The sequence below is a fragment of the Pseudomonas sp. Z1-29 genome (assembly GCF_051131995.1).
Lineage (GTDB): Bacteria > Pseudomonadota > Gammaproteobacteria > Pseudomonadales > Pseudomonadaceae > Aquipseudomonas.
This window is the reverse complement of sequence record NZ_CP071645.1, coordinates 4274456-4301122: the sequence shown is the minus strand read 5'-3', so window position 1 is coordinate 4301122 and position 26667 is coordinate 4274456. Positions and strand designations below refer to the sequence as shown.

General features: G+C 62.1%; 27 protein-coding genes. 17 read left to right on the top strand and 10 right to left on the bottom strand.

Annotated features, from left to right (window positions below; all coding sequences use genetic code 11):
• The first annotated feature begins 188 nt into the window (after positions 1–188).
• Positions 189–926, top strand: a complete 738-nt coding sequence (locus tag J3P84_RS19480; protein ID WP_434603187.1) for a DUF599 domain-containing protein — start codon at positions 189–191, stop codon at positions 924–926.
• Positions 927–998: 72 nt separating this feature from the next.
• Here the strand turns inward: J3P84_RS19480 and J3P84_RS19475 are convergent, their stop codons facing one another.
• A complete protein-coding gene (locus J3P84_RS19475; protein ID WP_030138335.1) occupies positions 999–1250 on the bottom strand; it encodes a hypothetical protein in 252 nt (83 codons plus the stop codon).
• A gap of 158 nt (positions 1251–1408) precedes the next feature.
• Between J3P84_RS19475 and J3P84_RS19470 the strand changes: the two genes are divergently transcribed.
• The 4 genes from J3P84_RS19470 (at position 1409) to J3P84_RS19455 (ending at position 5134) form a co-directional block, all read left to right on the top strand.
• Complete coding sequence (locus tag J3P84_RS19470; protein WP_434625234.1) at positions 1409–1885, top strand: PaaI family thioesterase; 477 nt, start codon at positions 1409–1411, stop codon at positions 1883–1885.
• Positions 1882–2343 (top strand): PaaI family thioesterase, encoded by a 462-nt coding sequence (locus tag J3P84_RS19465; protein ID WP_434625232.1) that lies wholly within the window; start codon positions 1882–1884, stop codon positions 2341–2343. The genes J3P84_RS19470 and J3P84_RS19465 overlap by 4 nt, the downstream gene beginning before the upstream one ends.
• Before the next feature lie 87 nt (positions 2344–2430).
• Positions 2431–4335, top strand: coding sequence for a molecular chaperone HtpG (gene htpG, locus J3P84_RS19460; RefSeq protein ID WP_434625230.1), 1905 nt, complete (start codon positions 2431–2433; stop codon positions 4333–4335).
• 70 nt (positions 4336–4405) lie between these two features.
• Entirely contained in the window at positions 4406–5134 is a 729-nt protein-coding gene (locus J3P84_RS19455) for a dienelactone hydrolase family protein (RefSeq protein ID WP_434625228.1), read from the top strand.
• 142 nt (positions 5135–5276) lie between these two features.
• Here J3P84_RS19455 and J3P84_RS19450 read toward each other — a convergent pair whose 3' ends face one another.
• Positions 5277–6137, bottom strand: a complete 861-nt coding sequence (locus tag J3P84_RS19450; RefSeq protein ID WP_434625226.1) for a pirin family protein — start codon at positions 6135–6137, stop codon at positions 5277–5279.
• Between the two features lie 119 nt (positions 6138–6256).
• On the opposite strand from J3P84_RS19450, the gene J3P84_RS19445 reads away from it, so the two are divergent.
• Both J3P84_RS19445 and J3P84_RS19440 read left to right on the top strand, forming a co-directional pair.
• On the top strand, positions 6257–7273 hold the full coding sequence (locus J3P84_RS19445) for an amidohydrolase family protein (RefSeq protein WP_434631437.1): 1017 nt from the start codon (positions 6257–6259) through the stop codon (positions 7271–7273).
• Positions 7274–7482: 209 nt separating this feature from the next.
• Positions 7483–7947: a DUF3859 domain-containing protein gene (locus J3P84_RS19440; protein ID WP_134925307.1), complete on the top strand. Its 465-nt coding sequence runs from the start codon at positions 7483–7485 to the stop codon at positions 7945–7947.
• A 194-nt stretch (positions 7948–8141) separates the two neighbouring features.
• On the opposite strand, the gene fabB is transcribed toward J3P84_RS19440, so the two are convergent.
• From fabB to J3P84_RS19415, 5 genes are all read right to left on the bottom strand, one after another.
• On the bottom strand, positions 8142–9362 hold the full coding sequence (fabB, locus tag J3P84_RS19435; protein WP_434625224.1) for a beta-ketoacyl-ACP synthase I: 1221 nt from the start codon (positions 9360–9362) through the stop codon (positions 8142–8144).
• Positions 9363–9373: 11 nt separating this feature from the next.
• Positions 9374–9889 (bottom strand): 3-hydroxyacyl-[acyl-carrier-protein] dehydratase FabA, encoded by a 516-nt coding sequence (fabA, locus tag J3P84_RS19430; RefSeq protein ID WP_030138344.1) that lies wholly within the window; start codon positions 9887–9889, stop codon positions 9374–9376.
• Positions 9890–10138: 249 nt separating this feature from the next.
• Positions 10139–12040 carry an ATP-binding protein gene (locus tag J3P84_RS19425; RefSeq protein WP_434625222.1) on the bottom strand — a complete coding sequence of 634 codons (1902 nt, stop codon included), beginning with the start codon at positions 12038–12040 and terminating at the stop codon, positions 10139–10141.
• On the bottom strand, positions 12037–12969 hold the full coding sequence (locus J3P84_RS19420) for an ABC transporter substrate-binding protein (RefSeq protein WP_305496092.1): 933 nt from the start codon (positions 12967–12969) through the stop codon (positions 12037–12039). Before J3P84_RS19420 ends, J3P84_RS19425 begins: the two co-directional genes overlap by 4 nt.
• A complete protein-coding gene (locus tag J3P84_RS19415) occupies positions 12970–15129 on the bottom strand; it encodes a TonB-dependent receptor plug domain-containing protein (RefSeq protein WP_434625220.1) in 2160 nt (719 codons plus the stop codon).
• A 164-nt stretch (positions 15130–15293) separates the two neighbouring features.
• On the opposite strand from J3P84_RS19415, the gene J3P84_RS19410 reads away from it, so the two are divergent.
• The 8 genes from J3P84_RS19410 to J3P84_RS19375 all read left to right on the top strand — a co-directional run bounded on the left by J3P84_RS19410 (position 15294) and on the right by J3P84_RS19375 (position 21625).
• On the top strand, positions 15294–16319 hold the full coding sequence (locus J3P84_RS19410; RefSeq protein ID WP_434625219.1) for an NAD(P)H-dependent glycerol-3-phosphate dehydrogenase: 1026 nt from the start codon (positions 15294–15296) through the stop codon (positions 16317–16319).
• Between the two features lie 30 nt (positions 16320–16349).
• The gene (locus J3P84_RS19405) at positions 16350–16697 is read left to right on the top strand and encodes a DUF4389 domain-containing protein (RefSeq protein ID WP_434569395.1); all 348 of its coding nucleotides are present in this window, start codon (positions 16350–16352) and stop codon (positions 16695–16697) included.
• Entirely contained in the window at positions 16694–17146 is a 453-nt protein-coding gene (gene sixA / locus J3P84_RS19400) for a phosphohistidine phosphatase SixA (RefSeq protein ID WP_434625216.1), read from the top strand. The genes J3P84_RS19405 and sixA overlap by 4 nt, the downstream gene beginning before the upstream one ends.
• A gap of 49 nt (positions 17147–17195) precedes the next feature.
• Positions 17196–17639 (top strand): hotdog fold thioesterase, encoded by a 444-nt coding sequence (locus J3P84_RS19395; protein WP_434569393.1) that lies wholly within the window; start codon positions 17196–17198, stop codon positions 17637–17639.
• Positions 17640–17930: 291 nt separating this feature from the next.
• Positions 17931–18725, top strand: a complete 795-nt coding sequence (locus tag J3P84_RS19390; protein WP_434569392.1) for an alpha/beta fold hydrolase — start codon at positions 17931–17933, stop codon at positions 18723–18725.
• Positions 18722–19573 carry an alpha/beta hydrolase gene (locus tag J3P84_RS19385; RefSeq protein ID WP_434625213.1) on the top strand — a complete coding sequence of 284 codons (852 nt, stop codon included), beginning with the start codon at positions 18722–18724 and terminating at the stop codon, positions 19571–19573. Before J3P84_RS19390 ends, J3P84_RS19385 begins: the two co-directional genes overlap by 4 nt.
• Before the next feature lie 147 nt (positions 19574–19720).
• A complete protein-coding gene (locus J3P84_RS19380; protein ID WP_434625211.1) occupies positions 19721–20527 on the top strand; it encodes a DUF4892 domain-containing protein in 807 nt (268 codons plus the stop codon).
• Between the two features lie 60 nt (positions 20528–20587).
• Positions 20588–21625 carry an AI-2E family transporter gene (locus J3P84_RS19375; protein ID WP_434603211.1) on the top strand — a complete coding sequence of 346 codons (1038 nt, stop codon included), beginning with the start codon at positions 20588–20590 and terminating at the stop codon, positions 21623–21625.
• 32 nt (positions 21626–21657) lie between these two features.
• On the opposite strand, the gene J3P84_RS19370 is transcribed toward J3P84_RS19375, so the two are convergent.
• Together J3P84_RS19370 and J3P84_RS19365 are read right to left on the bottom strand one after the other, a co-directional pair.
• Entirely contained in the window at positions 21658–22704 is a 1047-nt protein-coding gene (locus J3P84_RS19370) for a sensor histidine kinase (protein WP_434625209.1), read from the bottom strand.
• A complete protein-coding gene (locus J3P84_RS19365; protein ID WP_434625207.1) occupies positions 22704–23462 on the bottom strand; it encodes a response regulator in 759 nt (252 codons plus the stop codon). Before J3P84_RS19365 ends, J3P84_RS19370 begins: the two co-directional genes overlap by 1 nt.
• A gap of 272 nt (positions 23463–23734) precedes the next feature.
• On the opposite strand from J3P84_RS19365, the gene pyrF reads away from it, so the two are divergent.
• Positions 23735–24433 carry an orotidine-5'-phosphate decarboxylase gene (gene pyrF / locus J3P84_RS19360; RefSeq protein ID WP_434569389.1) on the top strand — a complete coding sequence of 233 codons (699 nt, stop codon included), beginning with the start codon at positions 23735–23737 and terminating at the stop codon, positions 24431–24433.
• Positions 24434–24567: 134 nt separating this feature from the next.
• On the opposite strand, the gene J3P84_RS19355 is transcribed toward pyrF, so the two are convergent.
• Positions 24568–25572, bottom strand: a complete 1005-nt coding sequence (locus tag J3P84_RS19355; protein ID WP_434625205.1) for an NADP-dependent oxidoreductase — start codon at positions 25570–25572, stop codon at positions 24568–24570.
• Positions 25573–25797: 225 nt separating this feature from the next.
• Here J3P84_RS19355 and J3P84_RS19350 point away from each other — a divergent pair, with 225 nt between their 5' ends.
• Positions 25798–26559: an SDR family oxidoreductase gene (locus J3P84_RS19350; RefSeq protein WP_434625203.1), complete on the top strand. Its 762-nt coding sequence runs from the start codon at positions 25798–25800 to the stop codon at positions 26557–26559.
• The last annotated feature ends 108 nt before the right edge of the window (positions 26560–26667 follow it).

The window sequence follows — 26667 nt, the reverse complement described above, 5'->3', positions numbered from 1 at the left end:
AATCGATGCGGGGCATTTTTTATTGGGACAGTGTCTTTTTCCGTGGACCTGTGGGAGCGAGCCTGCTCGCGAAAGCGCCCGAACTGCTGACATAGAAGCGAAAGTTATATCGTTATCGCGAGCAGGCTCGCTCCCACAGGGTTCGCTGATATTATTGCCGCAGGTTTTGTTTCATCACAGGGAACTGCATGTCATTCATCCAAGCCAACCTGATCCATCTGCTCGCCGCCGTCTGGTTCATCATCTGCTGGGCCGGCTATACCCGTTACGCCTCCTGGAAGGCCCGCGACACGGCGTGCCTGGCCAGCGTGATGCACCTGTACCGCGAAGACTGGATGCGTCGCATGCTGCTGCGCGACAACCGCATTGCCGATGCCAGCGTGATCGGCAACCTGGAGCGCAACGCGTCCTTCTTCGCCTCCAGCACGCTGATCATCCTGGCCGGTATCCTGACCGTGCTCGGGGCGTCTGACCGCGCGGTATCGCTGCTTGCGGACCTGCCGCTGGTACAACAGGCCTCCCAGGGCATGGCGGAAGTGAAGCTGCTGTGTCTTGCGCTGGTGTTCGTCTACGCGTTCTTCACGTTCAGCTGGTGCATGCGCCAATACAACTTCGCCGCGGTCCTGGTAGGTTCTGCGCCGATGATCGGCGAGCGGCATGTGTCCGAGCTGGAGCGCAAGGCCTTTGCTTCGAGGGCGGCGCGGGTCATTTCGATGGCGGCCAACCAGTTCAACTTCGGCTTGCGTGCCTATTATTTCGGCATGACCATGCTGGCATGGTTCGTCAGCCCCTGGCTGTTCATGCTGATGAGCGCCGGCGTGGTGTTTGTGTTGTATCAACGCGAGTTTCATTCGGATGTGCTGGACGTGATGGTCTACACGCCTACCGAAGCGCCGGTGCCCGAAACCGGCAAGGAAGCGGCTTGATCGCAGCTTTCTCAAATCGCAGGCAAAAGAAAACCCGCACCAGGCGGGTTTTCTTTTACCACTGAAACCGTATCAGTTGGTTTTAGGCGCGGTAGCAGGGGCTTGTTCCTGCTGGGCGGCACTGTTCGATTCAGACTGAGCTTTGGCAGCTTCGGCGTTTTCTTTCGCCGCGTCGTTCACTTTATCCTGTGCTTTGTTCATGTCTTGCTGAGCTTGTTCAGCGTGTTGGTTGGCATCTTGAGCCTTGTCCTCGGATTTTTTATCGCAGGCAGCGAGACCGAGGGAGGCGGCCAACATCAAGGCAATAGCAAAAGTCTTACGCATGGGGTGTTTCTCCTTATGGATATAACTACTGGCCTTTTGAGCGCGCCCCCTCGGGTTAAGTTCCTCTTTTGCTCTAGATATATAACTTTGCAGCGCAGCGGAACTTTATGGCCCACGGTGGTTGTTGGGCTTCTTCATACATAAGGGCATTAACACAAATGGCTGAGGATTCCGTTTTTGAGCGTGCGACACGCTTTTTATCCGCGCTGAGGCATTGCCAGGTGCTGGGTCTGACGCTGCACAGCGCCAGTTCCGAAGGGTTGACGGTAATGTTGCCCTACAGCCCCTCCATTGTCGGTAATCCGCTGACAGGCATCGTCCATGGCGGAGCGCTGACCACGCTGATGGATACCGCTTGCGGCATGTCGACCTTGTGCGTGCTGCCGCAATTCGAGGTCTGCCCGACCCTGGATCTGCGCATCGATTACATGCACGCGGCCATGCCTGATAAAGCCATCTATGGTTTCGCACAGTGCTATAGGGTCACGCCGGACGTGATTTTCAGCCGGGGTTTTGCCTACCAGGATGATCCCGGGCAACCCATCGCCCATGTGGTGGGCACTTTCATGCGCCTGGGCGATAGCGCTCGGGGAATGGGAAAGGGTGGCCTGACGGCTGCGGCGCAAAAGCCATGAGCGATATCACCGAGGAACAACTGCGCCAGGCCTGCGAGCATGGCGACTACGCGCTGCTGCTGGCCTCGATCCCCTATGCGCGCCTCATCGGCGTCGAATGTTCTCGTCAGGGCGACGAGTTGCTGTTTTGCCTGCCGGCCAACAAGGACAACATTGGTAACCCTTTACTGCCCGCGATCCATGGCGGGGTGATTGCCGGTTTCATGGAGCTGTCGGCCGCCGTTCATCTGCTGATTGCGACCCGTGCGACCGGGGTGCCGAAGATCATCGATTTTTCCCTGGATTACCTGCGCGCCGGGCAGTTTCGTGACACCTATGCCCGGTGTCAGGTCTGGCGCCAGGGCCGGCGCGTGGCCAATGTGGCGATCACCGCCTGGCAGGAATCCGAAGCCGAACCGATTGCCACGGCTAGGGCCCATTTCAAGATCCCTGCACCCTCCAGGCCGACCGCCCCTTGAAATCATCACCGGTGCCCCCACCTTGTGGACATCCCGCCGCCAATCTCAGCGAGGCGGACACCACCATCCACTTGGAGTTTGATGACCATGAGCGTGGAAACTCAAAAGGAAACCCTGGGCTTCCAGACCGAGGTGAAGCAGCTGCTGCACCTGATGATTCACTCGCTGTATTCGAATAAGGAAATTTTTCTTCGCGAGCTGATCTCGAACGCCTCTGACGCAGTCGACAAATTACGTTTCGAAGCGCTGTCCAAGCCAGAACTGCTGGAAGGCGGCGCGGAGCTGAAAATCCGTGTGAGCTTTGACAAGGACGCGAAAACCGTCACGCTCGAAGACAACGGCATCGGCATGAGCCGCGACGAGGTGATCACGCACCTGGGCACCATCGCCAAGTCAGGCACCGCCGATTTCATGAAAAACCTGTCGGGCGACCAGAAGAAGGATTCCCATCTGATCGGTCAGTTCGGCGTCGGTTTTTATTCCGCGTTCATCGTTGCCGATCAGGTCGAAGTGTTCAGCCGCCGTGCCGGCCTCGCAGCGAGCGAAGGCGTGCACTGGTCCTCCAAGGGCGAAGGCGAATTTGAAGTCGCGACCATCGACAAGGCTGAGCGCGGTACCCGCATCGTCTTGCACCTGAAGTCCGGTGAAGAAGAGTTCGCCGATGGCTGGCGCCTGCGCAACATCATCAAGAAATATTCTGACCATATCGCGCTGCCGATCGAGTTGCCGAAGGAAGTCACCGCTGCCGAAGGCGAAGAAAAACCTGAAGTGGAATGGGAAACCGTCAACCGCGCCAGTGCCCTGTGGACCCGTCCTCGTACCGAGATCAAGGACGAGGAATACCAGGAGTTCTACAAGCACATCGCCCACGACTACGAGAACCCGCTGAGCTGGAGCCATAACAAGGTCGAAGGCAAGCTGGAATACAGCTCGCTGCTGTACGTGCCGACCCGTGCGCCATTCGACCTGTACCAGCGCGAAGCACCACGCGGGCTGAAGTTGTACGTGCAGCGCGTGTTCGTGATGGACCAGGCCGAATCGTTCCTGCCGCTGTACCTGCGCTTCATCAAGGGTGTGGTGGACTCCAATGACCTGTCGCTGAACGTTTCGCGGGAAATCCTGCAGAAAGATCCGATCATCGACTCCATGAAGTCGGCGCTGACCAAGCGCGTCCTCGACATGCTGGAAAAGCTGGCGAAGAGCGAGCCTGAGCAATACAAGAGCTTCTGGAAGAACTTCGGCCAGGTGATGAAAGAAGGCCCGGCCGAAGATTTCGCTAACAAAGAGAAGATCGCCGGCCTGCTGCGTTTTGCCTCGACCCAGAGTGACGACGGCGAGCAGAGCGTCAGCCTGGCCGATTACCTGGCCCGCGCCAAGGAAGGCCAGGACAAGATCTACTACCTGACCGGCGAAACCTATGCGCAGGTCAAGAACAGCCCGCACCTGGAAGTCTTCCGCAAGAAAGGCATCGAAGTGCTGCTGCTGACCGACCGCATCGACGAGTGGCTGATGAGCTACCTCAACGAGTTCGACGGCAAAAGCTTCGTCGATGTGGCCCGTGGCGACCTCGACCTTGGCAACCTGGATTCGGAAGAAGACAAGAAAGCCGCCGAAGAAGTCGCCAAGAGCAAGGAAGGCCTGGTCGAGCGGATCAAGACTGCGTTGGGCGATGCCGTCAGCGAAGTGCGTGTCTCGCACCGCCTGACCGACTCCCCGGCCATCCTGGCCATCGGCGAGCAGGACCTCGGCCTGCAGATGCGCCAGATCCTTGAGGCCAGCGGCCAGAAGGTTCCGGATTCCAAGCCGATCTTCGAATTCAACCCGGCTCACCCGCTGGTGGAAAAACTCGACAACGAGCAGAGCGAAGAGCGTTTTGGCGACCTCTCGCACATCCTGTTCGACCAGGCGGCCCTGGCGGCCGGCGACAGCCTGAAGGACCCGGCGGCCTATGTCCGGCGTTTGAACAAGCTGCTGGTTGAGCTGTCAGCTTGATCAAGTGAATACAAAACCCGCTCAGGCGGGTTTTGTCATTTCTGGTGTTAAGTCAATAAAGGAGTCCGTCATGAGTCAGGTTACGGTTCGTTCACTGGTGTATCAGATCGATGGGCAAAGCTATGAAGGTCGCCTGGCCTTCGACGTCAACCAGCAGGGCCCGCGTCCGGGGTTGCTGATGGCGCCGAACTGGATGGGCGTGGGGGCGGGGGCCGAAGACATTGCCAGGTTGGTGGCCGCCAACGGCTACGTGGTGCTGATCGCCGACCTGTACGGGCAGACGCTGCGCCCGAGCAACGCCGACGAGGCGGGAGCGGCAATGATGCCGCTCAAGAACGACCGGGCCTTGTTGCGCAAGCGCATGCAGGTAGCGCTGGAGCAATTGCAGAACCAGGGCGAAGCGCAGGTCGACACGGCGAAACTGGCCACGTTCGGCTTCTGCTTCGGTGGTTGCTGTTCACTGGAGCTGGCTCGCAGCGGCGCACCGCTCAAGGCTGCGATCTCGTTCCACGGGACCCTGGATACGCCGAACCCGGCCGATGCGCAGAATATCCAGGGCGCCGTCCTGGTGATGCATGGCGCCTCCGATCCGCTGGTGCCGAAAGAACAGTTGCCGGCCTTCGAGGAGGAGATGAACGCCGCTGGGGTGGACTGGCAATTGCTGAGTTATGGCGGCGCGGTGCATTCCTTCACCGATCCACAGGCCAATGTGCCGGGCAAGATGATGTACAACGCCAAGGTCGCCGGGCGGGCGTTCCGGTCGATGCATAATTTGCTGGATGAGGTGTTCAAGGGCTGATTGCCCTGGCTTCTGTCATATTGCTTTCGCGAGCAGGCTCGCTCCCACATTGAATCGAGTTGTACGCGAGACCTGCGAACCGCGCCGATCCAGTGTGGGAGCGAGCCTGCTCGCGATGGCTGCATATGAGACACCCCTGAAATCAGGGCAATTCGATCCGCTCGCTTTCACCCGGCACAGTCGGCCAGTCCCCGGCCGCCCAGCGCCGGCGGGCTTCATCGATACGGGCCGGGTCGCTGGCGACGAAATTCCAGTTCATCCGCCGTGGCCCGTCCAGCGGTGCCCCGCCGAACAGCACGGCATGGCAGTCGCTGCTGGCGAACAGGGCCATCTCTTCTCCGGCCGGCAGGATGACCAGCGAATGAGGCTCCAGCGGCTCACCGTCCAGCTGTGCCTCGCCGCTCAATACATACAGTGCGCGCTCTTCATGCTCGGTGGGGATCAACAATGTCGTCGCGGTTTGCAGGTTCAGTTCGGCATACAACGTAGGCGAGAGCACCGGTACTGGCGACTCCAGGCAAAAGCCTGACCCGGCAATCATGCGGATGCTGACGCCCAGGTTCTCGGTGACCGGCAGGGTCGGTGCCGGATGATGGCTGTAGTGCCCGGGTCCCTGCTCATGAGACTGGGGCGAGGCCAGCCAGACTTGCAGGCCATGCATGACAAAAGCGCTGCCCAGCAACGATTGCGGAGTGCGCTCGACATGGGCGATCGCGCTGCCCGCCGTCATCCAGCTGACATCCCCGGCATCCACTACCTGGTCGGAACCCAGGCTGTCCTTGTGCTGGAGTTTCCCTTCGAACAGGTAGGTGAGGGTGGATAACCCGATGTGCGGGTGCTGGCGGATGTTCATGCCTTTGCCTGCCGGGTAGGTGGTTTGCAACATATGGTCGAAAAACACGAAAGGCCCGACGCTGCGGCATTTGGCGGACGGCAGCGGGCGAAGAATCGGCTGGCCCTCCACGTCTTCTGCGCGGGGACGAACGATCAGGGGAGCGGTCATGGTGTCTTCCAGGTTGAACGACGAATGCGCAAAGCATAACCCGAGGCTACAGCGGACGGCAGCGCTGGCTGAACCCAGGCGGGACGGATGGGTCTATGCTGCTTATGGCTTTTCGGAGACTGCCTGTGCCTTTGACCCGTTTGATCTTCATTTGGCTGCTGGCTGTTTCGAGCACCGGCGCTGTGGCTCGCGAATACACCTACAGCGATGCGCACCTGCACTACGTCGATTTCTTCCAGGAAACGGCCGGCATGCCCAAGTTGCTCAAGGCCATGGCGGACAATCGCATCGAGCATGTGATGATCTCCGGCGTGCCGGTGGCCAAGAAATGGCATGAAGACGAACCCAAGCGCCCGCGCTATTACGCCGGTGACGATGCCGACGCCTATTGGTACAGCGCCACCGATGTGATTGTGGCCGCCGCGGTAAACAAACTGCCCGCCGAACAGCGGCAGTACTTCCATCCGTTCCTGTCCGGCTTCAATCCCAATGACAAGAACTCCGACGCTCATATCCAGCGCATGCTCGACCTGTATCCGGGGCTGTGGCAAGGCATCGGCGAAGTCTTCACCCGCCATGATGACCTGACGGCGCTGACCTCCGGCGACACACCGCGCGCCAACAACGAAGCGATGACGCGGATCTATCACCTCGCGGCGGAAAATGACCTGCCGGTGATGCTGCATTCCAACATCACCTCCAAGCGTGAGAAAAATGCGCTGTACCTGGCGGAGGTCGAAGAGCCGTTGCGCAATCATCCCCATACGCGATTCATCTGGGCTCATGCCGGCACCAGCATGGAAATCCATCGGCACCAGACTCGGCTGGATTTCCTGTTGCCCACCCTGACGCGGATGCTTGAGTCTTATCCCAATCTGTTCATCGACCTGTCCTGGAGCATGCTCACGCCGTATTTGCTCGACGAGGCGGGTAAGCCCCGCGAGGAATGGGTAAAACTGGTGGAGCGCTTCCCGGAGCGCTTCATGCTCGGGTCTGATGTGGTCGGACGCTTCAACAAGCTGGGCAAGGAGCTGCACAGCTTCGACCCGTTCCTTGATGCCTTGCCGGAAGATGTCGCGAGGAAAGTGGCGCGGGATAACTTCCTTTCGGTATTGCCGCGCTCAGTGACCCGCTAAGTCCGTTTTTGTGGCGAGGGAGCTTGCTCCCGCTGGGCTACGCAGTAGCCCCAAAATCTGGCGACTGCTGCGCAGCCGAGCGGGAGCAAGCTCCCTCGCCACAGGTCTGCCAGTCCCTGGGCTATCGGTGGCATGGCGAACATCGCTTTGTCATCAGGCTGTCACTCCCGCGTCATACCCTCGCGCTCATCTCAATCAAGGAGCGCACTATGCATCTCACCCGTTCAAGCGCACTGGTCGCGCTGTTGTTGACCTGCGGCCTGGCACAGGCCGAAGTCCGTGTCGAAGGTCCGGTGGAATACGGTGTCTTCGAAGGGCCGCAAGCCGAGTTGCAATCGGGCGAGCGGGTCCTGCGGCGCAGCAATGAGCAGATCCGCCAGACCGAGAGCGTACCGGCAAAGCTGGGTACCAAATTTGGCATGCGCTACCAGCTGGCCGGCAAGGTCGCCGATGAGCAGCCGTTGACCTTGTTGTATTTCACCCCGGGCATCCGTACCCCCGATGGCGTGCGCCATGACAAATTCGAAGTCATCCAGAAGCTGGTGCCTGGCGCGCCGCAGGATGTGATGGCCTACGAATTCACCGAAAGCCACGAAGTGGTGCCGGGGGAGTGGCGATTCATGGTGTTCCAGGGTGATCGGTTGCTGACGCAGCAGCGGTTTGTCGTGCGCTGAACCTTCATTTGCGCAGATCAAAAATGTGGGAGCGAGCCTGCTCGCGAAGGCAGGGCGACAGTCAGGGAATCGTTGCCTGACACTCCGCTTTCGCGAGCAGGCTCGCTCCCACAAATGAACCCAGGCACATTTGCCGGACAAAAAAACGCCCCGAACCAGTCGGGGCGTTTTTGTATGCGGCGTAGCAGCGGGGCTTACTGGCCCTGCCAGCGCTTCATCACCAGGGTGGCGTTGGTGCCACCGAAGCCGAAGCTGTTGCTCATCACGGTGTTGATGGTGGCATTTTCGCGAGTCTTGGCCAGGATTGGCAGGTCGGCCACTTCCGGGTCCAGCTCGTCGATGTTGGCCGAACCGGCTATGAAGTTGCCTTCCATCATCAGCATGCAGTAGATCGCTTCATGAACGCCGGCGGCGCCCAGGGAGTGACCCGACAGGCTCTTGGTGGAACTGATGGCCGGGGCCTTGTCGCCGAACACTTCACGTACGCCTTTCATCTCCGCGACGTCGCCGACCGGAGTCGAGGTGCCGTGGGTGTTCAGGTAGTCGATTGGCGTATCGACGGTGGACATGGCCATCTGCATGCAGCGCACGGCACCTTCGCCGCTTGGCGCGACCATGTCGTAGCCGTCGGAAGTGGCGCCGTAGCCGACGATTTCCGCATAGATTTTCGCGCCACGGGCGAGGGCGTGTTCCAGCTCCTCGACCACGACCATGCCGCCACCGCCGGCGATGACAAAACCGTCACGGTCGGCATCGTAGGCACGGGAAGCTGTCTGCGGAGAGTCGTTACGCTTGCTGGACAAGGCGCCCATCGCGTCGAACAGGAACGACTGGCTCCAATGTTCTTCTTCGCCGCCACCGGCGAAGACGATGTCCTGCTTGCCCATCTGGATCTGCTCGACCGCGGTGCCAATGCAGTGGGCACTGGTGGCGCAGGCGGAGGAGATCGAGTAGTTCAGGCCCTTGATCTTGAATGGCGTGGCCAGGCAGGCCGACACAGTGCTGCCCATGGTCCGCGTGACGCGGTACGGGCCGACGCGCTTGACGCCTTTCTCGCGCAGGATGTCCAGCGCTTCCATCTGGTTCAGGGTCGACGCGCCACCGGAACCGGCGATCAGGCCGGTGCGCACGTTGGAAACCTGCTCGTCGGTCAGGCCGGAGTCAGCGATTGCGTCCTTCATGGCCAGGTAGGCATAAGCTGCCGCGTGGCCGACGAAACGGTAGATCTTGCGATCGATCAGCTCTTCGAGATTGAGGTCAATGGAGCCGGAAACCTGGCTACGCAGACCCATTTCGGCGTATTCCGGGTTGTACCGGATGCCAGGGCGACTTGCACGCAGGTTAGCGGAGACGGTCTCTTTGTCATTGCCCAGGCACGAAACGATGCCCAGACCAGTGATAACGACGCGGCGCATGCGGATAACCCTTAGAAGTTGTCAGTGGAGGTGAAAACGCCGACCCGAAGGCCTTCGGCGGTGTAGATCTCGCGACCGTCGACAGCCACCGAACCATCGGCAATGGCCATGTTCAGCTTGCCCTTGAGGACGCGTTTGATATGGATGTTATAGGTAATCTTCTTCGCGGTCGGGAGCACCTGACCGAAGAACTTCACCTCGCCCGAACCCAGGGCGCGACCGCGACCCGGCAGGCCCTGCCAGCCAAGGAAGAAGCCGACCAGTTGCCACATGGCATCCAGGCCCAGGCAGCCCGGCATCACCGGGTCACCTTCGAAATGGCAGGCGAAGAACCACAGGTCCGGAGTGATATCCAGCTCGGCGACCAATTCACCTTTGCCGTACTTGCCACCCTCGTCGCTGATATGGGTGATGCGATCCACCATCAGCATGTTCGGGGCGGGCAGTTGCGCGTTACCTGGGCCGAACAGCTCACCGCGACTGCAGCGCAGCAGATCTTCCCGGGTAAAGGCGTTTTGTTTGGTCATGCGAGCTCCTCAATAGTCCCATGCGGCAGGGTGGGGCAAATCTTCCCGGCCGATCGAAGCGTTCATGCCTCGAGTCGGCAGCCTACTCATAGACTATTGCGTTGTAGTGAAAGTCACAGCACACGGGAAAATGAATGTACACCTGTGCACTGAAATTGTTATTCGTTTCCCGATCGAGTCTTGTCCGGGTGCTTAAGACTGCCGCACTTTCGCCTTTCACGCCAGTCACAGATGGTCCGGGGCCCCGGATCAACGTACCCAGCGCTGCAAAATCTGCTGCAGGTCAATTCTTTTGAATGGCTTGGCCAGGTAATCGTTCATGCCTGCGGCCAGGCAGGCTTCACGGTCGCCCTGCAACGCGTTGGCCGTCAGGGCGATGATGGGCACCTCGGCACAGCCCGGCAACTGACGGATCTGTCGCGTGGCTTCGTAGCCGTCGATCACCGGGAGCCGGCAGTCCATCAGGATCACTTCGAAAATCAGGCTTTCGGCGCTGCGCACGGCCTGGGCGCCATCGGTGGCGACGCTGACCGTGAAGCCCAGGCTGCGCAGCATGGCTTCGATCACGGTCTGGTTGACCGGATTGTCTTCCACCAGCAAGACGTTGCGGCCCTCGCCATCATTGCCGCCACCGGGCGCGCGCGGGGCCAGGGTCGGTGGGGACTGCCGGGACAGCGCGAGCGGGATTTCCAGGGTGAACACCGAACCTTGGCCTTCCACGCTCTGGGCCCGCAGTGTGCCGCCCATGCGTTCGGCCAGGGTGCGCGCGATCGGCAGGCCCAGGCCCGTGCCGCCATAGCGCCGGGAAATCGAACTGTCGGCCTGCTGGAACGCATCGAACATGCGCTCCAGGCTGTCGGCCGGGATGCCGATCCCACTGTCGCGTACCGTGCAGGTGAACCACAGCAGTTCGTGATCCAGCGCCTGCCACTGGCATTGCACGATGACGCGCCCCTGGTCGGTGAACTTCAGTGCGTTGCCGATCAGGTTGACCAGGATCTGGCGGATCCGCGTCGGGTCGCCTTGCACTTGCAGGGCCCGCATGTCGTCGGGGATCAGCAGGTCCAGGCCCAGCTTGCGTTGCGCGGCGCTGTGCTGGAACGACTGGGCGCAGCTGCCGACCAGTTCCGCCAGGTTGAAAGCGATATGTTCAAGTTCCAGGGCCGAACGTTCGATGCGCGAGAAGTCGAGAATGTCGTTGATCACCTTCAGCAGGTGCTCGGTGGATTCCGAAGCCAGCGCGGTGTACTCGTGCTGCTCGTCGGTCATCTGGGTGGTTTCCAGCAACTGCAACATGCCCAGGACGCCATTCATGGGCGTGCGCAGTTCATGGCTCATCATGGCCAGGAATTCCGATTTGGCGCTGTTGGCCTTTTCCGCTTCCTCGCGGGTCTGGATCAGCTGCGCCATGGCTTGCTGCTGTTCGCGGCTGGCCTGTTCGAGGCCGTCGGCCAGATTGTTGATGTGCCGCGACAGAGCGCCCAGTTCGCCGTCGTCGACGATTGGCAACGGGGTGCTGTAGTCGCCTTGCTGGATCGCCTTGACCGCATTGCCGATGTCGCGGATCGGCTGTGACAGGCTGGCGGCCAGTCGGCGCGCCACCAGGAAGGTAAAGAGCAGGGCGAACAACGCCAGGATCGCGGCCTTGAGCAGGATCTCCTGCTGGCGCTCGCTGAAGGCATCGCTGGACATGCCGACGATCACGCGGCCCAGGTAGTCTTCGCCGGGCGCCTCGGTGGACGGGCTGGTGCCTTGCAGGAAGTCATTGTTCAGCGCAATGCGTTGCAGGCGAACCGGAGCCTGGAACACTTCTACCTGCCGCGAGTGGTTGCGCGTCTGCGCCGGTTGCTCGACGTACACGAGGATCCGCTCCGTGCGGTCCTGGACTTCCAGGAAGCGTACATGAGGGGTGGCCAGGGTGGCGGTGAGCAAACTTTCCAGCACCTCGTTGTTGCCGGAAATCACCCCGTATTCCGCAGCCGGAGCCAGCTGGTTGGCGATCAGTTGCCCGGTGTGGTTGAGCTCCTGGCGCAAGTCCTGGATTCGCACGAAGGTAAAGAAGCTGATCAACAGCACGGTCAGCAACAATGCCGGGCCGAGCGCAATGAGCTGGGTGCGGGTATTGATATCCCAACGTCGACGCAAGGTCATGGGCGGTGTTCTCCTTCTGCCAACTGCGCAGCGACGGCTTCGGCATCAATCGGTTCAATGCCCAGCGAGCGGGCGACCTGCTGGTTACTCATGACTTTGAAACGGACCGGATACAGCGTGCGCGGCCAGCTGGCGGTGGGACGGTCGAGCAATTCGTCGAGGATCGCCAGCCAGTCGTCCTGGTCGCTGTAGGTGCTGGCCAGGCTGCCGGCCCTGACAAACGCGGCGCTTGGCCCGATCAGCGCGCGTTGCCGGGCGTAGCTACTGAGCAGCAGGTTTTTCACGGTCTTGGGGTTGTAGAGGTCGGGGTCATCGAGGCCCAGCAGTACGTCGCTGCGGCCCAGCAGGTTCTGCAAGGGACGGTTGTCACTGCTGTCGTCCCAGCGTTCGCTGACGATTTCCAGGCCCAGCGGCCTGGCTGCCTGCTGGATGTCCTTGAGCAGGAATTCGCTGTGCCGGTCGAACAGCACGCCGACCCGCCGCACTTGCGGCAGCACCCTGCGGATCAGTTGCAGTTGCCGCGCCATGGGCGGATCGCTCCACAGCAGGCTCAGACGCTCAGGCGTTGCCTCGCCCAGGCGTTCGTATGCCTGCAAGCGACTGATGCGCAGGACCAGCGTGGCCGGGCCGTGGTTTTTTTGCAGGCGCCAGTCGAGGCTTGGCGGATCAAGCAGGACCAGGCGCACATCGCCGGGCAGACGGTCCGGCGACGGCAGGCTGGCCAATGGCGCGAACCGCACGTTGTCTTGCGGGCGTCGGGCTTGCAGGGCCTGGGTGAACGATTGCACGCCGGGGCTATCCTGGGCGCCGGTCAAGAGAATCTCGGCGGCCCGGGCATCGAGGGTCGTCAGCAGACTGACAAACGCCAGGCACAGGAGTAGCGGCAGGCGGCCGCGGAGGGGCGTCTTGCGCGGTTGGTCCGCAGACATCTAGAACGACAGCTCCGCGCTGAAATACAGGACGTGACGGGCGTCGTAGCGATTGTCGGCGAACGTGGTCGGCTGGTGATCGAGGCGCTGCTGCACGATACCCGCCAGCTCCAGGCTGGCCTTGCCCAGGGGGATCCGCTTGGCGACGCGGGTATCGACCCGCTCGTAGCGGTAGCCATTGAGATCGTCGGCCCCGTAATAGAAAACCGCGCTGTTCCAGCCCTGGCCCCAGTCGTGCAGCCATCCGGCCGAGCCGCTGTTGCGGGCGGTCAGTTGTTCGTCGAGAGGATTGCTGGCCTGGGCATCGACGTAGGCATAGGTCAGGCGCAGGCGATCGGCGCTGGTCAGGCGCCAGTCGAGCTGGGTCTCGGCACCGTCGAACTGCGAGTCGTTGGCATTGCTGGCGATGTACTGGTTGTTGCGCAGCGGTTCGCTGATCATGCCGGTGATTTCGTCATGGAACAGCTTCACATCCACCGTCAGGCCCAGGTCCATGAAATAACCGTTGTAGCCCAGCTCTCGCGAGCGCATGTGCTCCTGCTCGAGGTTCCCCGGGCCGCGCGTGCGGACGAAATAGCGCGCGCTGTCCTGGCCGAACGCGGCGGGCCGCAGGTTGGTGACCTGGTAGCTCCAGTTGACGTTGTTCTCGAACATGTCTGGCGAGCGCACCGCTTCGGAGTACACCGCCCGAAGCCCGTGTCGCGGGTTGATCAGGTAATTGACCGCGACTCGCGGGGTCAGTGAGCTGCCGGTCAGGCGGGTGTCTTCGAACATCGCCCCACCCTGCAGCAGCCAATGCTCGCTGGCGCGCCATTCGAGTTGGCCGAACAGACGCCAGGTGGTGTCGTCCAGCGTGCCGTTGAAGTACGTCTCGGAGTCGGCCCGGTCGTAGCGATAATTCGCCCCGGTGACCAGGCGCAGGCTATCGGACAGGCTCAGGGTGTCCTGGATTTCCAGGTCGTAACGTGACTCCCGGGCGCTCTGGTCGATGTCGCCGCACAGGGTTCGCGAGGCACCGTTGCGCCATTGATCGATCACCTGGTTGGCCAGCGCCTGCTCCTGGGCCGTGCCGGCAGGTGCCCCTGTGCCAAGGAAGCTTGGAATATTGCGCGCCAGCTTCTCGGCGTAATTCGGGTTGAGCTGCCAGAGGTCGGTCAATTGCGGGCTGAAGGACACCTCGGCATCGCAGGCGCGCCAGGTCTGCTGGCGATCCCAATGCTGGATCGAGCCCTGTACGTAGAGACTGTGGTTGGGGTCCAGGTCGAGGTTCCAGCGCAACGAACCGGCGTAGTCCTTGGCGATGACATCGGAGTTGTCCCCGGCCGCGGTTATCCCGGCGAAAACCGGGCGATAGGTATAGGGCCGCTGGTTGCTGCCCTCCTTGGCGCTCAGTTGCCAATCGATGCTCTGCCATTCGTCCAGGGCCTGGCTGACGGAAAGGTTGATGCGATTCAGGCGCCGACTGTCGCGGTAGTCCGCGCCGTTGCGGTCACTGTCGAAACCGTCGTCTTCCTGGCCGGACAAGGACAGGCGCATATCGCCATTTTCCCAACCGCTGCCCTGGCTGGCGTACCAGTCGCTGATGCCACGCTGGCCCCGGGTCATTTTCAACCGGGTGCCGTGGCTACCTGCCGGGGCGCGGGTGATGATATTGACGACTGCCATCAGCGCATTGGCGCCGTAGCTGACGGTGTTGGGGCCGCGGAAGACTTCGATCCGGTCGATGTCTTCCATGGCGACCGGAATGTCACTCCAGTCCACCGTGGCGAGGCCGGCGCGGTACACCGAGCGGCCGTCGATCAGCACTTGCATGCGTCGCGCTTCGCTGGCGTTGGTGCCGTGGTAGTTCACCGTGGCCTGGTTGCCGCTGAGGTTGCCGACCATCATGCCCGGCACCAGGCGCAACAGTTCGCTGATGTCCCGGGCACCGCTGGCCTTGATCAACTCGCTGTCAAGCACGGTCATGCTGCCCGGCACCGCCGCCGGCGACTGTTTCAGGCGCGTGGCGGTAAGTACCTGGGGCAGGGGCTGGTTGTCCACGAACAGATCATCGGCCACCACGGAGGGGCTGATGACCAGCGCCAACAGCAGTGATGAACCTGGACGGGAAGGGCCAACGAACACGGCACAGCCTTTGATTGAAGGAGGGATGGCGGGCATGTTAACCGAGCCGTGCGAGTTTTCCATTCACGTTGGCAGCATTTTCCTCGCAGTTGATTGTCAGCTTGCTACTGCCATCGGTAATTGCTGACGGGGCTGGTCGCGGTTCGGCTGCTCCGTATAATGCCGGGCATTGCCACTTGGTATGGAAGAGCGGATTGCATATGACTGAACAGCGCCCGATCGCGGTCCTGGGAGGCGGGAGTTTCGGCACCGCCGTGGCTAACCTGCTGGCGGAGAACGGCCACGCGGTGCGCCAGTGGATGCGTGACCCGGAGCAGGCCGAGGCCATCCGGCTCAACCGGGAGAATCCGCGTTACCTCAAAGGCATCAAGGTTCGCCCTGAAGTGGAGCCGGTCACCGATTTGCAGGCCACGCTCGAGGGCAGCGATCTGTTCTTCGTTGCCTTGCCTTCCAGCGCCCTGCGCTCGGTGCTGGCGTCCCACGCCGAACGCCTGAGCGGCAAGTTGCTGGTGAGCCTGACCAAAGGCATCGAGGCGCAGACCTTCAAGCTGATGAGCGAGATTCTTGAGGAAATCGCCCCCAAGGCGCGCATCGGCGTGATTTCCGGGCCGAACCTGGCGCGGGAAATCGCCGAGCATGCGCTGACCGCCACCGTGGTCGCCAGTGAAGACGAGGAGCTTTGCCAGCGGGTCCAGGCCGCCCTTCATGGCCGAACCTTCCGGGTCTATGCCAGCGCCGATCGTTTCGGCGTGGAGCTGGGCGGGGCGCTGAAGAACGTCTACGCGATCATCGCCGGCATGGCGGTCGCGCTGGGCATGGGCGAAAACACCAAGAGCATGCTCATCACCCGGGCGCTGGCGGAGATGACCCGTTTTGCCGTCAGCCAGGGAGCCAACCCGATGACATTCCTCGGGCTGGCTGGGGTGGGCGACCTGATTGTCACCTGCTCTTCGCCCAAGAGTCGCAACTACCAGGTCGGCTTCGCCCTCGGCCAGGGCCTGAGCCTGGACGAGGCCGTGTCGCGCCTGGGTGAAGTGGCGGAAGGGGTCAATACCCTCAAGGTCCTCAAGGCCAAGTCCCAGGAGACCGGGGTGTATATGCCGCTGGTCGCGGGACTGCACGCCATTCTGTTTGAAGGGCGCACGCTGGAGCAGGTCATCGAACTGTTGATGCGTGGCGAACCGAAGACCGATGTCGATTTCATTTCCACCAGCGGTTTCAACTGATTCCGTATCGACCGCAAGCAGGAGCGAACCATGAACGATCCGAAAGGGCAGCCACAATACGAATCCATCCTGCTGCGTGTGCTGTGGATGGTGATCTACCTGCTGGTCTGGCAGGTGGCGCAATTCATCCTCGGCGCCGTGGTGCTGGTGCAATTGGTTTATCGACTGATCTACGGCGCACCCAGCGCCAGCCTGATGAATTTTGGCGACAGCCTGAGCCAGTTCCTCGCGCAGATCGGCCGCTTCGGCACTTTCCACAGCGACCAGAAACCCTGGCCCTTCGCTGACTGGCCGACCCCGCGGACACCGGAAGGCGAAGCGCCTCACACCGTGGCGCCGGCGCCGCACCCGGTCCGTGACGAGGAGCCGAAACTATGAAACTGTGGGTATTGCGTCACGGTGAAGCAGAGCCGCACGGGGCTCGTCCGGACCCTGAGCGGGTATTGACGGTCCATGGCCGCGAAGAGGTGCTGCGCAGCGCCGGGCAGTTGATGGCTGAGCCGTTGCGGGCCATTTATGCCAGTCCCTACGTGCGTGCCCAGCAAACCGCGCAACTGTTGCGTGAAGCCCTGGGGTTCGAGCCAGAGTTGATCACGGTCGACTGGCTCACCCCGGAGACCCGGCCGGCCGATGTGTTGAAACATCTGGAGGACCAGGACGACGTGCTGCTGGTCAGCCACAACCCGCTGGTGGGCAGCCTGTTGGGCTTGTTGCAGCACGGCCACTTGCAGCAACCTGAACAGGTGCAAACGGCCGGTCTGGCCGAGCTGGAAGGCGACCTGCCGTTGGCCGGCTCGATGAAACTCAAGAGCCTCAGGCATCCCTGAGAAACCGCTTCCGGGCGGGCAAAACAAAAAATCACGAAGGAAGGGCACGATGAGTCTTTGGCGCACCACCCCCAACATCGAACAACTGAACGCCGCCGGTAAAAATACCATCAGCGAAGTGCTGGACATCCGTTTCGAATCCTTCGATGACGAATCCCTGACGGCGAGCATGGTGGTGGATCACCGTACCCACCAACCGTTCGGGTTGCTGCACGGCGGCGCGTCGGTGGTGCTGGCCGAAACGGTCGGGTCCATGGCCGCCTACCTGTGCGTGGACACCAGCAAGTTCTATTGCGTCGGCCTGGAAATCAACGCCAACCACCTGCGCGGCGTGCGCAGCGGGCGGGTCACCGCGACGGCTCGCGTGGTTCACCTGGGCCGCACCACGCAGGTCTGGGACATTCGCCTGGTCAATGATGATGGCAAGGTCAACTGTGTATCGCGCCTGACCATGGCGGTGGTGCCGCTGGGCGAGCAGCCGCCGGCGCGTTGATTGCCCGCGACGCTGGAGCAGGCTTTTGTGGTGAGGGGATTTATCCCCGCTGGGATGCGAAGCAGCCCCAAAATCAGGCAACTCGGTGTACCAGGCTAATCGAGTCGGCAAACCTGGGGGCGCTTCGCACCCCGGCGGGGATAAATCCCCTCGCCACAGGTTTCGCTGCTCACTCGGCTTGCAGTGCCATATCCCAACCCCGACTGTCATCATTCCTGTCAGTTACGGTCATTGCCGGGCTATCGGGTTCTGCGGACAATCGGTGGCAGTTCTCGCAACGGATCGGCCAACATGTCACAACAGGTGTTTTTCGCCCACGCCAATGGTTTCCCCTCGGCTACCTACGGCAAGCTGTTCGCCGCGCTGGCGCCGCAATATGAGGTCGCGCACCTCGAACTGCACGGTCACGACCCACGGTTTCCGGTGGACGACAACTGGAACAACCTGGTGGACGAGCTGATTCATCACCTGGAGCAGCAACCGGAACCGGTGTGGGGCGTCGGGCATTCCCTGGGCGGTGTGTTGCACTTGCACGCGGCGTTGCGTTGCCCTCGGTTGTATCGCGGCGTGGTCATGCTCGATTCCCCGGTGCTGACCCGCGCCGACCGATGGCTGATCCTGGCCGCCAAGCGCATGGGGTTCATTGATCGCCTGACCCCGGCCGGGCGGACCCTGGGACGGCGCGAGGAATTCAGCGACCTGGCGTCGGCGCGGGCCTATTTTGCCGGCAAAACGCTGTTTCGCGGTTTCGACCCGGAATGCTTTGAAGCTTATCTGCAACATGGCTTGCAACCTGTCGGTGACCGGCTGCGGCTACGCTTCGACCCGGCCACGGAGATCAGCATCTACCGTGGCGTGCCCCATACCCGCCCCGCGAGGGCTGGAACACTCCAGGTTCCGCTGGCGGTAGTACGGGGCCGGCAGAGTCGCGTGGTGATGCGTCATCACACGCGTGTGGTGGGGCGCATGCCGCAGGGTGAATCCCTGACCATGCCCGGTGGCCACATGTTTCCCCTCGAATATCCCCAGGACACGGCCAACCTGCTCAAGGACCTGCTTCAGCGCTGGCAAGGGCCTGACGCATGAACGCCGTCGAAGAGGTTCGCCTGAGCTTGCCCCATATCGAACTCGCCGCCCACCTGTTCGGACCGGAGGATGGCCGGCCGGTGATCGCGCTGCATGGCTGGCTGGACAACGCCAACAGCTTCGCCCGGCTCGCCCCACGGCTGGAGGGTGTGCGGGTGATTGCCCTGGACATGGCCGGCCACGGTCATTCCGGACACCGCCCGCCCGGGGCCGGTTACGCCCTGTGGGACTACGCCCATGATGTGCTGCAAGTGGCCGAGCAATTGGGCTTGAAACGTTTCGCGCTGTTGGGGCACTCGATGGGCGCCATCGTTTCGCTGGTGCTGGCCGGCTCCCTGCCGGAGCGGATCACGCACCTGGGCCTGATCGACGGGGTGATTCCGCCTACAGCCAAGGGCGACAATGCGGCGGAGCGGATGGGCATGGCCCTGCAGGCGCAGCTGGATTTGCAGGAAAAGCGCAAACCGGTCTACACAACCCTCGACCGAGCCATCGAAGCGCGCATGAAAGGGCTGGTGGCGGTCAGTCGCGAGGCCGCCGAGTTGCTCGCCCAGCGCGGCCTGATGCCAGTGTCGGGCGGCTATACCTGGCGCACCGACAACCGCCTGACTTTGCCATCGCCACTGCGCCTGACCGATGAACAGGCCATGGCGTTCTTGGCCCGAGTCGCCTGTCCAGCGCACCTGGTGGTGGCAGCTGACGGCATGCTGGCCCAGCATCCGGAGTTGCTGGAACGGCTACCCTTCAGTCATGAGCGGTTGCCTGGCGGTCATCATTTGCACCTGAACGATGAGGTCGGTGCGGCTCTTGTAGCAGACTGTTTCAATCGGTTCTTCAGCGTTTCTTGACTTGCGCCGGGCAACTGTCGAGGCTTGGCGGGTGGAAAGGGAGCCAACCATGACAGAAAACCGTACATTCGCCTTGCTGCGCATCAGCATTAAAAGACGCCTTCGCGTCGCGCGGGTCCAGGCACAGTCGATCCGATGAAACTATCCATGTATTCATTCGCCCTGCTGGCGCTGGCCGCTTTCGGTCCGGCCGCCCTGGCCGCCGATGTGCCCGGCAGCCGGGACCTGGCGCGCGTGCCGCGGATGCCCGACGCGCAAATCGTCGATTACAAGCAAACCAGCGACCTTGAGCGTATCTACCCGATGGGCTCGATCCGCAGGATCAGCGGCCAGCTGCGCTTCGATGGGCAGGTCGACGCCCGTGGCAACGTCACGTCAGTCACCTATGAATTACCGCCGGAGCACACCGCCACCCAGGCTTTTACTGCTGCTCGCGAAGCACTGCAGAAGCAGGACGCCGAGCTGCTTTTCTGGTGCCAGGCGCGTGATTGCGGTGAGAGCAGCCTGTGGGCCAACCAGGTGTTTGGCAATGCCAAGCTCTATGGTGCCGACAGCGGCCAGGCCTATCTGCTGTTGCGCCTGGCGCCGCCGGCGGACAACACGCTGATCGCGCTGTATGCCATCACCCGCGGCAACCGCAAGGCCTACCTGCACGTCGAACAGTTCGAAGCGAACGCTCCCCTGGGGGATCTGCTGCCGACGTCTGCGACGTTGCTGCGCCAGCTCAAGGACACCGGCGTGCTGGATCTGCCGCGTCTTGCCGGCGAGCCGGACGACGCCTGGCTGCGTTTGCTCTCCCGGGCGCTGAACCTGGACACCGGCCTTCGGGTCAGCATCGCCGGCCCGCAGGCCGAGGTGTGGCGCCAGGCCCTCATTGGCCAGGGTGTGCGGGCCGCGCGCATGGAGACGGCCAGCGATGACGCGAAGGGTCTGCACCTTGAACTGTTGCGATAAGCTGTTTCAGGGATGCACCCCACGCCGTTGACCGGCCCCGTTAATTTTTCGAGACCTTTCATGCTCAATAACGATCGGCTATTGGTGCAGATCCTGCTGTTGGTGTTGTTCGGCGCAAGCCTCTGGGTGATGGCGCCATTTTGGTCGGCGCTATTCTGGGGCGCCGTGCTGGCTTTCGCCAGCTGGCCGCTGATGCGCTTGCTGACCCGCTGGGTCAACGGGCGTGAATCCCTCGCCGCGGCGTTGCTGACGGTCGGCTGGATGTTACTGGTGGCGGTGCCGCTGGTGTGGCTGGGATTCAACCTGGCCGATCATGTGCGCGATGCCACGGCGTTCATCAGGGATGTCCAGGTCGACGGCCTGCCCGCAGCGCCGGAATGGCTGGCTGGTGTGCCGCTGGTAGGTGGGCGGCTGGTGACGCTCTGGGACAGCATCGACCAACAGGGCGCGGCGATGATGGTGTCCATCAAGCCATACCTCGGAAGGGTCGGCAATTGGTTGCTGGCCCGTAGCGCGCAAGTAGGCGGCGGTATTCTCGAACTGACGTTGAGCATCGTGTTCGTGTTCTTTTTCTACCGTGACGGCCCGCGCCTGGCGGCCTTTGTCCAAGGCTTGCTGGAGCGGTTGATTGGTGACCGTGCCGGGTACTACGTCGACCTGGTGGCCGGTACGGTGCAGCGGGTGGTCAACGGCGTGATCGGTACCGCGGCGGCCCAGGCCGTGCTCGCGCTGATCGGTTTCCTGATCGCGGGCGTGCCGGGAGCACTGGTGCTTGGTATTGTCACTTTCCTGCTCAGCCTGATTCCCATGGGCCCGCCGCTGGTCTGGATCCCCGCCACGGCCTGGCTGGCGTGGAAGGGCGAATACGGGATGGCGGTATTCCTCGGTATCTGGGGCACCTTCATCATCAGCGGCGTGGATAACGTGCTCAAGCCTTACCTGATCAGCCGCGGCGGAAACCTGCCGCTGGTCATCGTGCTGCTGGGGGTTTTCGGCGGGTTGATCGCCTTTGGTTTCATCGGCCTGTTCATCGGTCCGACGCTGTTGGCGGTGGCGTACAGCTTGCTGACGGATTGGAGCAAGAGCCACGCGCGGTAACGCTACCGCCACGGATTTTCGATTGCCTCACATCAACGACGGGGCAGGCCGATCACCGCCGTCAATCCGCCCCCGGGAGTTTCCTCCAGGCTCAGTTGCCCACCCAGACGTTCGGCGGCTTCCCGGGCGATGGTCATGCCCAGGCCTACGCCGCCGGAGTTGCGGTTGCGCGAGCCTTCCAGGCGAAAGAACGGCTCGAACACAGCTTCGCGTTTGTCTGCGGCGATGCCGGGGCCGTGATCGATCACTCGGATCAGCAATTGGTGGCGCTGGTCTTCCAGGACGATCGAGGCATGACCGGCGTAGCGCAAGGCATTGTCGATGAGGTTGTTGATGCACGAGCGCAGCGCCATGGGCTGCACCAGCAGCGGGGCGCAGGCACCACTGACCTGGACATCGGCACCCTGATCCTGGGCATTCTCGCTCAGTGATTCCGCCAAGGCTTGCACATCCATCCATTGCAACGCTTCGCTGGTGCGTTGTTCATGCAAGTAGGAAAGCGTGGCGTCGAGCATGCCGATCATGTCGTCCAGGTCCTGGCGCATCTGGTTTTGCAGCTTGGGGTCGTCAATCTGTTCCAGGCGCAACTTTAGCCGTGACAGCGGCGTTCGCAAATCGTGGGAGACCGCGCCGAGCATCCGCGAGCGCTGTTGTACCTGCTCACGGATCCGCTGCTGCATCAAGTTGAACGTATGGGCCGCCTGGCGTGCCTCCCTGGGGCCGCTTGCATCCAATGGCTGGCTGTCGAGGTTCTCGCTTAATCGTTCGGCGGCCTCGCTCAGGCGCTGGATCGGCCGGGTCAACAGCTTGGCGCCGTACCAGGCGGCTACGATCAGGAACACAAACTGAAATGTCAGCGGCACCACGGGACCGCCGAACCGCGGGCGCAAAGGACGATCGGTTGGTGGCGCCGAGCCTTGGCCGCCTTCGATTGGCCGGGAAGACTCGGGTGGTGGTCCCGGAGGCGGTGGCGGGCCGTAGTAGAAAAACCAGGCAAAAGCCAGCAGGTGCGCCAGGACGATCGCCAGCAAAAGCACGCCGAACAGCCGGCCGAACAGGGTGTCCAGGCGCATGCGCATCAACTGATGGCTCGCGCGTCGAACAGGTAGCCTTCACCGCGTACGGTCTTGATCAACTGCGGGGCCTTCGGGTCGTCACCCAGCTTTTGACGCAAGCGCGAGACCAGCAGGTCGATACTGCGATCAAAGGCTTCGATCGAACGACCGCGGGCCGCGTCCAGCAGTTGTTCACGGCTGAGCACTCGGTGCGGACGCTCGATGAACACCCATAGCAGCCGGAACTCGGCGTTGGATAGCGGCACCACCAGCCCGTCGGCGGAAATCAGTTGGCGCAGTACGCTGTTGAGCCGCCAGTTGTCGAAGCGGATATTGGCGCGCTGCTCGGTGCGATCATCACGCACGCGGCGCAGGATGGTCTGGATTCGCGCCACCAACTCCCTGGGTTCGAAGGGCTTGGCCATGTAGTCGTCGGCACCCAGTTCCAGGCCGATGATGCGATCGGTGGGTTCGCAGCGGGCAGTCAGCATCAGGATCGGAATGTCCGATTCGGCCCGCAGCCAGCGGCACAGCTGCAAGCCGTCCTCGCCCGGCAACATCAGGTCCAGGACGACCACATCGAAATGCCCGGCCTGCAGCGCCTGGCGCATGGCCGCGCCATCGGTCACGCCGATGGCGCGAATGCTGAAGCGGGCCAGGTAGTCGATCAGCAGTTCTCGGATCGGTACGTCGTCATCGACGATCAGTGCGTGGGTGCTCCAACGCTTATCGTCGTCGAGTACTTGTGGGTCGCCAGAATTTGCAACAGGGGTGTTCTGCATGGGTGCATCATCTGCCAGGTTGACTGCCAACCGCAGAGAGGCGGCGAGGCGTGGTTAGAGCATAAGCTTCGGCCGGTGGGCCGTGAAGCGCCGGAATAACCGGGTGCGGCGGCGCAGATTAACGTGCCGGCGTGTTGCATGCGTGTCATGAATGTATCGGCGCGGACACAAAGGGCGCCAGGGCTGACGACGATTTACCGATCATCGGGTCCCGCACAGGCGCTGGTTCCGCTACAATGCGCGCCGATTTCGACTTGCCTGAGAGCCCGCTCATGTCCGCCTGCCAGACGCCTATCATCGTCGCCCTGGATTTCCCTACCCGTGACGCCGCCCTGAAGCTGGCCGACCAGTTGGACCCCAAGCTCTGCCGGGTCAAAGTCGGCAAGGAACTGTTCACCAGTTGTGCTGCGGAAATCGTCGGTACCCTGCGCGACAAGGGCTTCGAGGTCTTCCTCGACCTGAAATTCCACGACATCCCCAACACCACCGCCATGGCCGTCAAGGCCGCTGCGGAGATGGGCGTGTGGATGGTCAACGTGCACTGCTCCGGTGGCCTGCGCATGATGGCGGCGTGCCGGGAAGTGCTGGACCAGCGCAGCGGTCCGAAACCGCTGCTGATCGGCGTGACCGTGCTGACCAGCATGGAGCGTGAGGACCTGGCGGGAATCGGCCTGGACATCGAGCCCCAGGAGCAGGTGTTGCGTCTGGCGGCGCTGGCGCAGAAGGCCGGCATGGACGGTCTGGTCTGTTCGGCCCTGGAAGCCGGCGCCCTGAAGACGGCCCACCCGTCGCTGCAACTGGTGACCCCGGGGATTCGTCCAGCGGGCAGCGCCCAGGACGACCAGCGTCGTATCCTGACGCCGCGCCAGGCACTGGATGCCGGTTCTGACTATCTGGTGATCGGCCGTCCGATCAGCCAGGCCGCCGATCCGGCCAAGGCGCTGGCGGCGGTGGTGGCCGAGCTGGCCTGACGCCCACCTGCGGTTCAAATCTGCTCACCCCATCTGTGGGAGCGAGCCTGCTCGCGAAAGCGGTATGTCAGTCAATTAGATATTGTCTGACACGGCCCCTTCGCGAGCAGGCTCGCTCCCACAGTTGCTTCCTGTCAGACCTTCAACACCAACTTCCCGAAGTTCTCCCCGCTGAACAGCTTGGTCAGCGTCTCGGGGAAGGTCTCCAGCCCTTCGACGATGTCTTCCTTGCTCTTGAGCTGCCCCTTGGCCATCCAGCCGGCCATTTCCTGCCCGGCGGCGGCGAATTGCGCGGCGTAGTCCATGACCACGAAGCCTTCCATGCGTGCGCGATTGACCAGTAGCGACAGGTAGTTGGCCGGTCCTTTCACCGCTTCCTTGTTGTTGTATTGGCTGATCGCACCGCAAATCACCACGCGGGCCTTCATGTTCAGGCGGCTGAGCACCGCATCGAGGATGTCGCCGCCGACGTTGTCGAAGTACACATCCACGCCTTTCGGGCATTCGCGCTTGAGGCCGGCGTGGACGTCTTCGCTCTTGTAGTCGATGGCGCCGTCAAAGCCCAGCTCATCAATGAGAAACCGGCATTTATCGGCACCGCCGGCAATGCCGACCACGCGGCAGCCTTTGATTTTGGCGATCTGCCCGGCGATGCTGCCCACCGCCCCGGCGGCTCCCGAGAGCACTACGGTTTCGCCGGCCTTGGGGGCGCCGACATCCAGCAGGGCGAAATAGGCGGTCATGCCGGTCATGCCCAGCGCGGACAAATAACGCGGCAGCGGCGCCAGTTTCGGATCTACCTTGTAGAAACCTCGTGGCTCGCCGAGAAAATAATCCTGCACGCCCAATGCACCGTTGACGTAGTCCCCGACCCCAAAGCCCGGATTATTCGACGCGACCACCTGGCCTACGCCCAAGGCTCGCATGACTTCACCGATGCCGACCGGCGGGATATAGGACTTACCCTCGTTCATCCAGCCACGCATGGCCGGGTCCAGAGACAGGTATTCGTTCTTCACCAGGATCTGACCGGCTGCCGGTTCGCCGGCCGGCACTTGTTGATAAGTGAATGTCTCGCGGGTCGCGGCGCCTACCGGGCGTTTGGCGAGCAGGAACTGGCGATTGATCTGGGCAGTCATGGCTGGGACTCAAGATGAATGAAGCCTTGTTGATAGACCCTCGGCGGGTTGACCGCAAGGTTTGCCGACACAGCGAATGCACGTCGATCCAACGCGGTGATGATGCGGGCGGGGCTGTTATCACTGGCATCCATGAATATCCAACCGGCATTTGCATAGTGCTGCCGCAGTAGCGCGGACGATGACTATATTCAGTGACTCCCGTAATTCTTCGAGGCATTGACGATGAGCATGACGTTTTCCGGACAGGTTGCCGTGGTCACGGGCGCGGCGGCAGGCATTGGCCGCGCCACCGCCCAGGCGTTCGCGGCGCAAGGCCTGAAAGTGGTCGCGGCGGACCTGGACATGGCGGGCGGCGAGGGTACGGTGCAGTTGATTCGCGATGCCGGTGGCGAGGCGGTGTTCGTGCGCTGTGACGTGACCGTGGAAAGCGATGTGCAACGTCTGATGGACGAGGTGATCAGTGCCTACGGTCGCCTGGATTACGCATTCAACAACGCCGGCATCGAGATCGAGAAGGGCAAGCTGGCCGATGGCACGCTTGACGAGTTCGACGCGATCATGGGGGTCAACGTCAAAGGCGTCTGGCTGTGCATGAAGTATCAATTGCCGTTGCTGCTGGCCCAAGGGGGCGGCGCTATCGTCAATACGGCCTCGGTGGCCGGGCTAGGGGCCGCGCCGAAAATGAGCATCTATGCAGCATCCAAGCACGCGGTGATCGGGCTGACCAAGTCGGCTGCCATCGAATACGCCAAGAAGAAAATCCGTGTGAACGCGGTCTGCCCGGCGGTCATCGACACCGATATGTTCCGGCGCGCCTACGAGGCGGACCCGAAGAAAGGCGAATTCGCCAATGCGATGCATCCCGTGGGGCGTATTGGCAAGGTCGAGGAGATCGCCAGCGCGGTGCTGTACCTGTGCAGCGACGGGGCGGCATTCACTACGGGGCATTCGCTGGCCGTGGACGGCGGGGTCACGGCGTTCTGATCGTCATGGTTGCAACCCTGCATGCAGGACGAAGCCCGCACTGGATGCGGGCTTCGTTTTTGGAGGCAGGTGCGCTCGATTGACCGGCCAATGTATTTCAAAGGATGA

What these genes read in the sequence shown, in the direction of transcription:
- J3P84_RS19480 (WP_434603187.1), top strand. Translation starts at nt 189, where the DNA reads ATGTCATTCATCCAAGCCAACCTGATCCATCTGCTCGCCGCCGTCTGG.
- J3P84_RS19475 (WP_030138335.1), bottom strand. Translation starts at nt 1,250, where the DNA reads ATGCGTAAGACTTTTGCTATTGCCTTGATGTTGGCCGCCTCCCTCGGT.
- J3P84_RS19470 (WP_434625234.1), top strand. Translation starts at nt 1,409, where the DNA reads ATGGCTGAGGATTCCGTTTTTGAGCGTGCGACACGCTTTTTATCCGCG.
- J3P84_RS19465 (WP_434625232.1), top strand. Translation starts at nt 1,882, where the DNA reads ATGAGCGATATCACCGAGGAACAACTGCGCCAGGCCTGCGAGCATGGC.
- htpG (WP_434625230.1), top strand. Translation starts at nt 2,431, where the DNA reads ATGAGCGTGGAAACTCAAAAGGAAACCCTGGGCTTCCAGACCGAGGTG.
- J3P84_RS19455 (WP_434625228.1), top strand. Translation starts at nt 4,406, where the DNA reads ATGAGTCAGGTTACGGTTCGTTCACTGGTGTATCAGATCGATGGGCAA.
- J3P84_RS19450 (WP_434625226.1), bottom strand. Translation starts at nt 6,137, where the DNA reads ATGACCGCTCCCCTGATCGTTCGTCCCCGCGCAGAAGACGTGGAGGGC.
- J3P84_RS19440 (WP_134925307.1), top strand. Translation starts at nt 7,483, where the DNA reads ATGCATCTCACCCGTTCAAGCGCACTGGTCGCGCTGTTGTTGACCTGC.
- fabB (WP_434625224.1), bottom strand. Translation starts at nt 9,362, where the DNA reads ATGCGCCGCGTCGTTATCACTGGTCTGGGCATCGTTTCGTGCCTGGGC.
- fabA (WP_030138344.1), bottom strand. Translation starts at nt 9,889, where the DNA reads ATGACCAAACAAAACGCCTTTACCCGGGAAGATCTGCTGCGCTGCAGT.
- J3P84_RS19425 (WP_434625222.1), bottom strand. Translation starts at nt 12,040, where the DNA reads ATGACCTTGCGTCGACGTTGGGATATCAATACCCGCACCCAGCTCATT.
- J3P84_RS19420 (WP_305496092.1), bottom strand. Translation starts at nt 12,969, where the DNA reads ATGTCTGCGGACCAACCGCGCAAGACGCCCCTCCGCGGCCGCCTGCCG.
- J3P84_RS19415 (WP_434625220.1), bottom strand. Translation starts at nt 15,129, where the DNA reads ATGCCCGCCATCCCTCCTTCAATCAAAGGCTGTGCCGTGTTCGTTGGC.
- J3P84_RS19410 (WP_434625219.1), top strand. Translation starts at nt 15,294, where the DNA reads ATGACTGAACAGCGCCCGATCGCGGTCCTGGGAGGCGGGAGTTTCGGC.
- J3P84_RS19405 (WP_434569395.1), top strand. Translation starts at nt 16,350, where the DNA reads ATGAACGATCCGAAAGGGCAGCCACAATACGAATCCATCCTGCTGCGT.
- sixA (WP_434625216.1), top strand. Translation starts at nt 16,694, where the DNA reads ATGAAACTGTGGGTATTGCGTCACGGTGAAGCAGAGCCGCACGGGGCT.
- J3P84_RS19395 (WP_434569393.1), top strand. Translation starts at nt 17,196, where the DNA reads ATGAGTCTTTGGCGCACCACCCCCAACATCGAACAACTGAACGCCGCC.
- J3P84_RS19390 (WP_434569392.1), top strand. Translation starts at nt 17,931, where the DNA reads ATGTCACAACAGGTGTTTTTCGCCCACGCCAATGGTTTCCCCTCGGCT.
- J3P84_RS19385 (WP_434625213.1), top strand. Translation starts at nt 18,722, where the DNA reads ATGAACGCCGTCGAAGAGGTTCGCCTGAGCTTGCCCCATATCGAACTC.
- J3P84_RS19380 (WP_434625211.1), top strand. Translation starts at nt 19,721, where the DNA reads ATGTATTCATTCGCCCTGCTGGCGCTGGCCGCTTTCGGTCCGGCCGCC.
- J3P84_RS19375 (WP_434603211.1), top strand. Translation starts at nt 20,588, where the DNA reads ATGCTCAATAACGATCGGCTATTGGTGCAGATCCTGCTGTTGGTGTTG.
- J3P84_RS19370 (WP_434625209.1), bottom strand. Translation starts at nt 22,704, where the DNA reads ATGCGCATGCGCCTGGACACCCTGTTCGGCCGGCTGTTCGGCGTGCTT.
- J3P84_RS19365 (WP_434625207.1), bottom strand. Translation starts at nt 23,462, where the DNA reads ATGCAGAACACCCCTGTTGCAAATTCTGGCGACCCACAAGTACTCGAC.
- pyrF (WP_434569389.1), top strand. Translation starts at nt 23,735, where the DNA reads ATGTCCGCCTGCCAGACGCCTATCATCGTCGCCCTGGATTTCCCTACC.
- J3P84_RS19355 (WP_434625205.1), bottom strand. Translation starts at nt 25,572, where the DNA reads ATGACTGCCCAGATCAATCGCCAGTTCCTGCTCGCCAAACGCCCGGTA.
- J3P84_RS19350 (WP_434625203.1), top strand. Translation starts at nt 25,798, where the DNA reads ATGAGCATGACGTTTTCCGGACAGGTTGCCGTGGTCACGGGCGCGGCG.